Below are 11438 nucleotides of genomic sequence, written 5' to 3'. Positions count from 1 at the left end.
CGCCCATGCCATTTCTTTGATAAAAAGCGCTAACACTATAATCGGGAAAATACCGATTAATAATGTTAAAAATGCAGTATGCATCAGAGGCAACATTTCGCCAGCAACTTCATAACTCGATAACTGAGCTAGCTTCATTTTCATCAATGATTGCTGAGAAGTAATACCGACTAAATCAGCGCTACTGTCCATTGCTGCGGGAAATTGGTTCAGCGAAGCTCTTAATGCATTCACAGTAATATTTTGTTTTAAAATATCTACTGCGCCTTGACTGGCACCGATAAGGCGGGAATAAACATTATCAACACGCGATGACAATATGGCGTTTGTTTGTTGCCCGTTTTCCCCAATAGCATATTTACGCGCTAATGATAAGAGTGTTGCACTATTAGGATTAGTGGCTTCTTGAACAAGAATAGATTTTAATCGTGCAGCGGCATCTTTACACGTTAAATATAGTGGCTGTGCGTTATTTCCAGATGTATAGTAAAGCCCCCTGACTGGACTTCCGTTAGAAAATATTTTGTCGTAAACTTTCGTGTCACTAAATAAATCAGAAATAGAATATTTATGATTTAACTGCATATCGGGAATAATACAATTATTGGTATAGCTACCAAAATTCATATTAAATTCAGGGTTTTTTATCCCTAGTGTATAGCTATCTTGCAGTAGTTTTTGTCCAAATAACAACCCTGTTTTTGTATATTGCAATTCATTAGGTTGAGAAAAAAAATTATCATACATTCTTGCTGTGCCATTCCCAATTTCGGTAAGTAACCAGAAAGGTATAGCTAAACCGGCTGGGACATTATCAACTTTTTTAACAACTGCGGGGGTTGTCATATCCCGAACAATAACATCTATTTTGGGTGTTAGTAACATGGCAGAAACAATCGTAAAAGTGAGCGCCCAACCGCCGACTGCTCGGAGATCGTGTGTTTTTATGTATTTTGTTACGCAAACAAGCACCCCTATTGTTTCAGCTAACCATAATAACGTCGCCCAACCTTTATTTTGCACAATAGCAGCGACAGCCTGAAACGTTTGATAAACAATATCAACACCATACAAAATAGTCACTTCTAATGGAGTTGCCATATTTTATTCCCATGTATAGTTTTGCATCATTTGCGATGATACTGAGTTAGACAATTGTTTTCTCAATATCATTAGTTGGTTATTGGCTTCAAGAAATGAGTTTTGCTTTATCTGAATTTTATTCAGGCGTTGCCCCAACTTTGTTCTCACACTGGCTAAATTACCTTGAAATTGCTTATTTTCTTCTTCACTATTCAACGAACCCGCCGCGGCCATTTCCACAGTATCAATTAAACCGTCGATGTAAGCCAGCGTGATATCCAGAGCAATATATTCAGATTGATTAGTGATAAAAGAGGAATCCATGTTTAGCATAGCGGAATCAACAATGAAACGGTGAATAGGTACGCGAGTACTATTAATAAACATTTTTTCTTTATCATTAAGCGGAATGTCTTTCTTCACTTTGTCATAAATACTCGTCAATACAACTCTCACTTGTTCGACCATTGCTTTATTGGATTTAATATCCAATTTTGCTTTTTTAGGTTTTAAGCATTGCGATTCATCATCACAACGGTATATTTCCGTTTCACCACCATAAAGCAAAGCATTCACCAATGAATCACTAGCTCCCATCGAAGGAATAATCGTTAAATGGCCTTTATTGTCATAAATGACAGTTCCAACGACTGCCATCATTAACTCTTTCAATTCTCGGTCACTAGAAATAAATTGATTGATTTTCGTAAACGCTGACCAAGTTAAATTCTTATTTCTAGGAATGCGCTTTTTTTCTTCATCATTGGCTTTATTAAAAACTTTATCTGTCTCACCTCCTGCCCCGCAACCTTGACGAGCCGCCGCCCAATCCGCAAATACGCTATGGTTCTGAGCAATAGATTGACACACAAATTCACTGGTTGCTTGAGACTTTGGTGCTAACCCTCCAACGATACCCTGTGCAGCTTGGCAAGTAGAAACATTCAGGCTATTCATGTCCTGAGCTAACCGTTGTAAATAATCTTTTACCGATTTGACTTGCGGCATGGTTGTTTCTAGCGCAAGATCAAAAGCATATCCAACGGCATTACTTAAAATTTGTTTAGCGATTGCTTTAATTTGATCACTGTTGATGAAAGAAAAAGCCCCTAAATAGGCATCAATACCACCACAACCCGCCTTTACATCGGGAAGTGTCACTGAAATAAGTTGTATATTACGAACGGGTACTCTGACAAACAAAGCTCCTCCAGTAAGATAGCCAGCGGATTGTCCTTGCCATGCGCCCCCTTTAGTTACATTTGAACCACCGCCAAGTTTATTAAAAAAATTATTCAGATCTGAATTCACATCGGCTTTCAATGGCATGGATAAACTGCAAGAACAAAGTAAAGCAATCCCTGTTTTTTTCATGATCTTCATTTGATAACCCCTTGCTCGTTTTGTAGTTTATCAATCAAAATAAAGCTTTCATCTAAACGCTGTAGCAGTGAATTTTCAGATATTGCCCCTTGTGACAAAGGAACAGTCACAAGGGTATTAACGTTGACCAGAAATGAGGTTGGTGTTGCTTGCGGTATTTCCGCGAAAAAGGTACGAATGATTTCATCGTTGACAGGGTAAGCAATCGGAAAAGAGGCATCTCCTTTCCCATCAAAACTAAAAACAAAAACAGGTAATTTAATATTTTCTGCAATGGCTTTCAATGTCGGATCAAATTGGTGACAGTAAGGACAATCACTTTTTATGAAATGAACAATTTGCCAATCTGAAATATCAATTTCTTTCCCTATTGAAAGTTTAACAACATTTCTTTCTCTTTTTTCATATTTAACATTTTTATCTTTTATTACCCCTGTATTTTTATGTGATTCTAAGTTTTTTATTTCATCAAGTGTTGAAGCATAACTAACGTTAAAGAACAAAACACCAAAAACAATCATTATCTTATTTATTTTATTTTTCATTTCATCCACCCATCCACAAAATTAAGACAAGCCCCTTGTTTATTTTAATTCCACCTTGCTTATGTTTCAATCATATTCTGGGTTTAAAATCAGTGACTACATTTAAAACTCGTCTAGCCAAATCATCTTGAGAAATGAAACCATAAGATAGTGGTTTAAAATTTCCCTTTTTCGGCTCAACTAAAAAAACAGCGGGTAAATACTTTACTTTCATCGTTTCGAATTGCCCTTCGTTAATTTTTGAATCAGGGTATTCAGATGAAATTTTACCATCTACACTGATGGGGATAATTGCCAAATCATATTGCTGGCTAAATTCTTTAACAATTTTAGCCAGATGATTATCTAAAGGCTCACCTCCACGATAGAAAAAAAATATACCGTATTGTTGATTAACCAATTTAACGGCTTTTGCCTGAGCTTGTCGCTCGGTTGTTGTTTTAATAGTCGCTGTAGCGTTGTAATGTGAATTTTGAATGTTGTAGTCCAAATGGGGATACTCAAGTAATGTTTTCTCCCATTGAGATGAAAATACACTCGCTTTTTCTGTAAAAAAATCTTGATACGTTTTATAGATAGCAATATTCGTTGTTGTTGGATTCATGATTGCTACTATCTTTGATTCCTCCAGTTTCTTTTGAACAGCTTTCATTTGTCGCATTGCTTTTTCTTCCATGCTCATCTCTGGTTGAACAGACTTAATGATTTTTTCTTTCTCTATTTTTTTTTCAGGTAAATTGTAAAACTGCCAACCTACAGGATCACGATATTCATTCCCTTTCACATCAGCCAAACTTTGTTGACTGATTGTCATAAGTACCCCCATTAACATTGTCGTAATATGCTTCATTATTTCTTCCCTTCTTCAAATTTTTCTTGCATTCTACGATTGACTTCATTGATTAATTTGTCTTGTTCTGGTATTTTTAAATTCCCCTGTAAATCTTCATAAAAATCAGAAAAATCCATATGATCAAAACGTAAACGCTGTAGTTCATTGACGGTTATACCACGGCAATCAGGATTTTTTGCACTGCCAAACCCAATGCCTAATTGACCAGAACGCCCCTGAGCTTGAACAATACGCGCTAGTTTATTATCAAATACACAATATGAACTTTTTTTCTGCAAGCAAGCACCTAAAACCTTTCTTGAACAATAAGTACCAACAGAAATAACAATATTTTTTTCTTTAGCTTCTCCTAATGCGTTTTCATCGCTATTACAATGTGCTAATCCTACTTTTTTCCCCCAACCACCAGATTTACAGCAATTGCTAAAACCCGCCGCCGCTTTTCGACAATGCATAGCCTTACCTGAAAAGGCTTTCATATTTTCTTCATTGAAACCCGCCATTTCTTTACCCGCTTGAGAAATACTGGCTAATTGACTAACCGCCTCATTAAATCCATTATTCTCACTACCGATAGTATCAACACATGAACCATCATCACAAAAGAACTTACTTCCGCATACATAGCCTTCTGTTTTCGTTGTATGTTGGCATTGATATTTTATTTCATTATGAATACAGACATTACCCACTTTGAGTAAACATTTACGTTCACCTACCGTACAATTAGGATTAGATTCATATTTCCCACAGGTATTATCATCACCGCCATTTATTTCCCATGTTTCCGCATATGCCCAACATTCCGAATTTAATCTATACTCTTTCCCACCAGAAATAATACTTCTTATTCCTCCTTCCTCAACACATACGTCATTGATTTTAACTGCATTTCCTTTATCAATAGAGCAAGTGTCTACCCATTCTATTTTCGGATCAGCTTCTATATCGTCATATTCAACAACAAAGGTTATTGTTGCTTCAAAACTGTCTTCTCTTATACGTTCATAATTCAGAGACGTTTTTGTAAAGACAAATTTTTCCCCTGCGGATATTTTTTTATCTATATCAAATGCAGTGTCTATTATTCCCTTACCATCATAGTAATCAGATCTACAATTATCATTTTTACCGCCAGAACAAATTTGATTATATTTAGGATAATAAACAACCTCAACAGGTAATGTTTTTCCCAATATGTGAAATTCTTCATTAATGGAGCGTTTACATTCATCCATCCTGTATCTATTGTAACTATAACCGCATTTGTTATTATAGGGTATAATAACGTTATCAGAATATACTCTGACAGATTTCAATTGGTATTCATCAGGTATAGTAAAGCTCCCTTCAAACATTTTACTATAAATCCATCCCCACCTCCCCCGCTCTCTCTTATCAATAAGATTCAATTTTATTTTCTTTTGTATCTCTTTTTGTTTTTTAACCATTTTTTTGTTTTCTTTTATAATGGCTTTTCTGCTACACGGAACACTGATGTTTTCTTCTTTCTCACAAAAATGATTAGTAAAATAGGATTCACTTTGTGTTTGTTTAACACAACTTTCTCCAGTTCCACTGACAATACCAGCCGCATTTTCTTTAATATTTAATGAGCTTTGTATAATATCACTATCCCATGAAATATTATCTTTTGGGTTATTGATAAAACTGTCTCTGGCTGCCTTTCCTAATTCTGAATCAACTAAGGCTTTATTTCCATCTTGAGTTAAACCCCCATCATTTTTTTGATAGTTAACTTCACTAGGATTACGGGTAAAACCCTCTAATTCTTTTTCAGGATTAAATTCTGTTATAGCTGATTTTGCTTGATTAACGGATGATTTTCCGAGGTTGCTCCCCTCTTTTGAGGCATCACGCATCGCATCAGCAGCACTCATCGTTGAATAGCCACAAATTAACGAAGATAACATGAGTAGTTTAAAAATTTTATTTTTCATAACGGCAATCTCCTTCTGAATCAATAATAGAAAGAGACTGTAAAATCGAACCCGAACCATAAATAATATCGAATGCTTCACCGCAACGTTTGACTAATGCAGGTACAGCCTTTACGCCATAATATTCAAAACGATTAGGATCAATTTCAACACCTTGAATTTTATATTTTTGTACAAGATACAACATGTATTTAGCTGTTTTATCAACACTATCATCAATTAACCCATTAAAATAAACAGGAACCCCCTGATTTTCAGCGGCTTTAATTAATGATGCTAATGTTTTTTCAGGAATAGAAGAGGATAAAAAATAAGCTAATTCGTTTTTATTCTGTTCCATATTCAGTGATTCTGTTTCATTATCCGCATAAGAAAAAGAGGTTGAAAGACTTATCAGGATGGCTAAAAATAATTTTTTCATGTTTTCACCTTCTATTACAAAATCACACAATTACGCTTTTTCCAGACAACATACCCATAGTTTTTCTTCGTTGTGGGTAATTCTTTTCCGTGTTGCCAACGTAAAACACTACGCCCGTAAGGATGGCATTGATTAGCATCAGGAATGGTATTCACCATTTGATAGCGATAACGGCTTTTAGGAATAATAGGGGTAGGATATTCAAAACAAACGGCTCTATCTGCACCGATGGAATCCATGATAAGCCCTTGACGATGCAATTTAAAATTCATTCGCTCGGTCATTAGTATTGAGCTATTTAAACCAGAGCTTTCATGATTAATGTGGCCACTAAAGGGATAGACAGAACCGTGAGAACCAGCACACCAGAATAAAGGATCTAGTGGCATACCTATTTCTGAGCTAATAGCATCTGCTGCACATGCGAGTTGTGCTATGGGATTAGCAAAAACAATCGCTTCGGGATTAGTAAATAACGCAAGTTCATCATCATTCCACATAGGATCAATTTCAGTCATATAGGCGATATCATATTGCCCCCCTTGCATACAGGCGACACTATCAATAATATTCAGCCATGAAATTAGAGGGTATTTATACCAATGAACATGATAAAATGTTCCTGTCGTATCTCCTGCGTTTTTAGTCGCTTTTCCTGTTCCTACCTTTTTGATAGAAACCTCAAATCCCCCCATGTTAACCATACAACCTGGGGCACGAGTCACATCAGCTATAGCGAACGGCTCCCAAAACCCAATCGCAATGCCAACTCGTTTAAATACAGGAGGGGGAACAGGGCAAATCTGGATAGGTGAGCTGGGGTTAGGTGTATCCATTAATCCCTGACTGCCCCCGCCGACTTTGACACTTCCGATACTCATAGGATACATGCACTTCCAGCAAATATCTTTAATAGGATTAACCCATCGCCCTTCGCACTCTATTGCACCTTTATTTTTACTTTTATTTGTATTTACACTGTCACTTATAGCTTTTTGACTAAACAATAATGTGATGATAACACCCAATAATGAGATGAGTTTTTTCATAGCCCTATCTCCGTAATTTTAAGTTTCTTTTCATCGGGCGCTGATTCAATAATTGAGGGGACATATTGAATATTAAAACGTTTTGTTAATTCGCCTAATTGATCGAAATAAACTTTTTTCTTTAATTGCGTTTCGGTATCTTTGATATTCCCGTTGACTAAAATTATTTTTGAACGCAATGTTTTAGGTTTAAAATTATTCACCCAATTAAGTTGTTCTATATCATCACCATCAATAAAAATTAAGGTTTGTGTAAAACCACTCATATCAAACGGATTGAATATCTGCCCTTTCCTCGCAAATACAACGCCGTTATGATCGGTTAAATCTTTTGTGACCGTAAAAGACGGGTCAAAATATTTTATTACTGTTTTGGTTGCTTTGGTAATACCTTCAACACGATCCGGCCTTATCGCTCTTTCCTCAACCCGTTTTCTTAGCTCATCTTGTATTTCTTCTTCTGACTTATTTTCAAATTTTTTAGCTAAACGCTCTTGCATGACGGTAGTAAGATTTCTTTCTTTTATTTTCCATACATTACCAACAGCCCCTAGCTCTTTAGCTAGGGCAGAACATGAAAATGTTAAAAAAAAAGTGACGACAATAATTTTTTTATTCATTATTACCCTCTTTCATTTTACTGACTAATTTCGTTTTAATTTTTGGCGTTTCATCATTTATCTTACTCATGACTGCACCTTTAACAAAAACGATTGTGTTATTTTCACTGTATTGCTCATTAATAACACTATGAATGCTACGCTCATATTTCTTCATCATCGCTTTCTGTTCTTCACTTGAAATATCTAATTTAGCCATTTGATTTAAAAATGTGTCAGTTGTGTTTTTCATATCAAAACTAACAAATTTTGGGATATTGAGATAAAGATAAAGAGCAACCCCAATACTGATTAGCGATATAAGGCTATTTAATGTGAGTGTAATCACTATCATTTTTTTATTCATAATGTTTGCCCCTTAAATAATTAACAAACTCACCTCTTTTTGCGTCTACCATTTCAAATAAAATATCTTTAATATCAGCACCTTCTGATAATCTTCTTTCCCTATAGGTAAAATCATCACCTTTTGATGAAAATAATTCATTCGTTAATGGATCTAGCATTAAACGATGAAAACTACTGTATTCTCCAACGTTAACTAATAAGGAGCTATAACCAACTCTTTTAGCGGGCGGAAATTTTTTAATTAAATCGAATTCATAATCACTAAATGTATCAGGTTCTTTTTGTTTAAATGTTGCAAATGATTTTGCATCTTGCATTAATGTAAATTTAAAACTGCTATTATCATAAGCGGCTAATGCAGCCGTACTCAAATTTTTATCACTAATTGACTGTGTTACTGTACCGAATGAACCATTATGACGTCGGGCTGTTCGATAGCCTTCTTCAATAAACATTCTTATTTTTGGATTTGAACCGCTGAGTAGTTTCCATCCCTCATCAATAATATTCATTTTCCTCAGACTACGTTCAGTCCGGTACATCATGTTTTCAGACCAAATCATCAGTGTAAATAAAACCGCCATTAACAGATCACCGTTTGCTCTCAGGTCGCCCAGTTCTGTCACAACGAATTGCATATCATCTTTTAATGTTGGGTCACTTGAATTAAAATAATGTCCATAGATACCCTTTGTAGTGTATTTATTCAATAAATATACAATTTCATCAATCCGGTCAGTGATTTTTGTTGCTTGTTGAGCATGAATTTTATTTCTGTGTGTATTTAAATAATCTACTACATGATCAATCCGCATATCTTGCTGATAATGAGGGAATTGCTCGATAATAGCATCAAGAATTAAGGCTTCGTGGACTTCATCTAATATTCCGTTAGGGCTTGCCAGAATACTTAATTGATCTCTGATACGTTCAGCATTCATTCTGATATCTGTAATATTCGCAAAGGGATTAAAACGTAATGTAGAACCATTGATATAAGTTCCTCCCATGCTATGACAAAATGCTTTGTAAGAATCCCCGATATCATAAATAGATAACATGCCGTTTCTATCAAGAACCTGACGCCCGATAGCCTGAGAAACTACCGATTTACCCGCACCAGACGTTCCCGATTCAAACCAATTAAAATTAGTATTCGGTAAATCCTCATCAAAAATATCAAGGAACGCGAGCTGGTTACGATAGCTTGGAAGCAAAATACCCGCACGGCTTAATTTATTATCGGCAATGATAGGAAGTAAGTTTACAGCTTGGTATGTTTCTGCCCGAAGTATTGCACCTGTTGTATAAAAGTCCTTCCACAATTTGGGATCATCTGATATAGCAAAAGGGATCGTGGACAGAAAACCCCTTAATTGCATAAAGTCGCTTCGTATCATTTTTAAGCCCTGATTCTCAAAAGATTTAGTAATCTTTTCAGTCTCTCTAGACATTAAATCATCATCATCAGGACAAAAAAATCGAATACCCACATGATACTGACTAATGGCAGTGTTACCACTTAGCAGGTTCATTCTGAGTTTTTTCCACTCTTCAAATTCTTTTTTTGTGCCGGGCACAAACTTAGCAAAAGACGAATGCGCTTTCTTTTCTAGTCCCAAAAACTTTGCGTTAGCTTCACCAGTGCTTTTTTGCTGATCTTCGGTTAGTAACGTCATTGTCATGATAAACGGATAAGTGATCCCTCTGTCGGGGTTCATTAAATCAGCAATGATATTACCGTTTTGCCATAAATAATGTTCACTCGGATTTGCATCAAGATGCATTGATACTGAGCGTGTTTTTTGACGTTCTCCCCGTTTATTATTGGTCGATATCTCAATATAATTATGCTTTACAAGGTATTGTGTTCCTCTATCAACAACTTGTTTGTTTAAATAACGATCATTGCGATAATCATGTGAATAATCAGAGAGCTTACCAAATTCAAAATTGACGATTTCGCGCATTAATCCACAAAAAATATTCACGTTGATAGTTTGACAATGAATACTGTTACTGGTTAACCCACTCAGAAGGGAACGTCTGACTTCTCTTATTTTCATAATTTCCATTTCATCAGCCCGTTTAACAGGCTGCGAATAAACGAAAAATAATCGATAATCACGTAGGGTTAATGCATGATCGGCGGCATTCCTGAATGTGTTTTGAGCGGCATCAAAATAAAAAGAACGGGTTAATTCATTGCATTCTTCTGACCGGTATCCTTTCCATGAAAAATCTTTTAAACCAAATTCAATGGCACTTTTGACGGATTGACTGCCTAATAAAACTAGTTGTAAATAGCGATCTCTAGGTATATTGTTTTGAAATATCCTGTCTAAACTTTCAACAATTTTCTCGTTTGCACCGATTAGCGGTTGAGCTTCAATAATAAATCCCAATGAATTTTTGTTAAAAAATAACTCAGTATCTGTATCATAGCCAATACAAGGTAACAAATCGCTGATATGCGGATAATCAAGTTCTTTCATATAATCAGCGGTTTCTGATGAAGTATCACGCTCACCAATAATATTACTGATAATTTTTAAAATATTAATATCATCTAATTTCATGATATCTATTTCACCCCATACCAATTAGATTCTTCACTCACGAAATAGACGATTTCACCCACATGAACATTACTGTCAGGCGAAACATACGGTGCTAGCCATACTCGCTGAATTCGAGCTGGGGTTGTAAAGGGTTCTCCCGCTTCTTGGTAACATCGTTTTTGAGTACAATTAGCAACATTATTCACGCTTGAAATAGTTGTCACCGTTGGTGTCTGTTCTATCGTGCTTGTCGTTGGGGTGATTGTCGATGTTCTCTCAAGTGCGATAGGTTTTGATTTTATCCATTTATCGTTACTTTTAATCGGAGTTAATGTGGGACGAAAAATATTCACCGTTTCGTTAACAAACTTAATTGGTAAAGTAATATTTGTAATGTTAATAAGTTTATAGTTGGCTAAATTAAACTTTCCCATACCGCTATTATTAACACTCGATTGGCTGGTAAAGTGACTATTTGTTACATCTGTCATTTCATCGGCTTGTTGCATCCAATAACCTGAGTCTTTCGCGGGTTTATTAAATTCAAATTCACTATTCATTCCTGCACAGCCAGATAACATAACAGGGATAATGGCTATTAATAATTTATTCAT

General features: G+C 35.6%; 11 protein-coding genes. All 11 read right to left on the bottom strand.

Features of this window, described 5'->3' with window-relative positions:
• Positions 1–1101: conjugal transfer protein TraG N-terminal domain-containing protein (locus tag Xish_RS18110; protein WP_208614874.1), on the bottom strand; the 1101-nt coding region annotated here is incomplete at its 3' end.
• A gap of 3 nt (positions 1102–1104) precedes the next feature.
• Positions 1105–2466, bottom strand: a complete 1362-nt coding sequence (locus tag Xish_RS18105; RefSeq protein ID WP_099119216.1) for a conjugal transfer protein TraH — start codon at positions 2464–2466, stop codon at positions 1105–1107.
• Positions 2463–3011 (bottom strand): type-F conjugative transfer system pilin assembly thiol-disulfide isomerase TrbB, encoded by a 549-nt coding sequence (gene trbB, locus Xish_RS18100; protein WP_141554010.1) that lies wholly within the window; start codon positions 3009–3011, stop codon positions 2463–2465. The genes Xish_RS18105 and trbB overlap by 4 nt, the downstream gene beginning before the upstream one ends.
• Before the next feature lie 70 nt (positions 3012–3081).
• Positions 3082–3861 (bottom strand): type-F conjugative transfer system pilin assembly protein TraF, encoded by a 780-nt coding sequence (gene traF / locus Xish_RS18095; RefSeq protein ID WP_099119214.1) that lies wholly within the window; start codon positions 3859–3861, stop codon positions 3082–3084.
• Positions 3861–5825: a conjugal transfer protein TraN gene (locus tag Xish_RS18090; RefSeq protein WP_167383305.1), complete on the bottom strand. Its 1965-nt coding sequence runs from the start codon at positions 5823–5825 to the stop codon at positions 3861–3863. The genes traF and Xish_RS18090 overlap by 1 nt, the downstream gene beginning before the upstream one ends.
• Complete coding sequence (trbC, locus tag Xish_RS18085; RefSeq protein ID WP_244186237.1) at positions 5815–6246, bottom strand: type-F conjugative transfer system pilin assembly protein TrbC; 432 nt, start codon at positions 6244–6246, stop codon at positions 5815–5817. Before trbC ends, Xish_RS18090 begins: the two co-directional genes overlap by 11 nt.
• A gap of 14 nt (positions 6247–6260) precedes the next feature.
• Positions 6261–7295: a conjugal transfer pilus assembly protein TraU gene (traU, locus tag Xish_RS18080; RefSeq protein WP_099119212.1), complete on the bottom strand. Its 1035-nt coding sequence runs from the start codon at positions 7293–7295 to the stop codon at positions 6261–6263.
• Positions 7292–7915, bottom strand: coding sequence for a type-F conjugative transfer system protein TraW (gene traW, locus Xish_RS18075; RefSeq protein WP_099119211.1), 624 nt, complete (start codon positions 7913–7915; stop codon positions 7292–7294). Before traW ends, traU begins: the two co-directional genes overlap by 4 nt.
• Positions 7908–8261: a TrbI F-type domain-containing protein gene (locus tag Xish_RS18070; protein WP_099119210.1), complete on the bottom strand. Its 354-nt coding sequence runs from the start codon at positions 8259–8261 to the stop codon at positions 7908–7910. The genes traW and Xish_RS18070 overlap by 8 nt, the downstream gene beginning before the upstream one ends.
• Positions 8254–10842 (bottom strand): type IV secretion system protein TraC, encoded by a 2589-nt coding sequence (gene traC, locus Xish_RS18065; RefSeq protein ID WP_099119209.1) that lies wholly within the window; start codon positions 10840–10842, stop codon positions 8254–8256. The genes Xish_RS18070 and traC overlap by 8 nt, the downstream gene beginning before the upstream one ends.
• 5 nt (positions 10843–10847) lie before the next feature.
• Positions 10848–11438 (bottom strand): type IV conjugative transfer system lipoprotein TraV, encoded by a 591-nt coding sequence (traV, locus tag Xish_RS18060; RefSeq protein WP_099119208.1) that lies wholly within the window; start codon positions 11436–11438, stop codon positions 10848–10850.

The organism is Xenorhabdus ishibashii, assembly GCF_002632755.1.
GTDB lineage: Bacteria > Pseudomonadota > Gammaproteobacteria > Enterobacterales > Enterobacteriaceae > Xenorhabdus > Xenorhabdus ishibashii.
The sequence above is the reverse complement of the archived record's forward strand: the minus strand, read 5'-3'. Positions and strand labels throughout refer to the sequence as shown.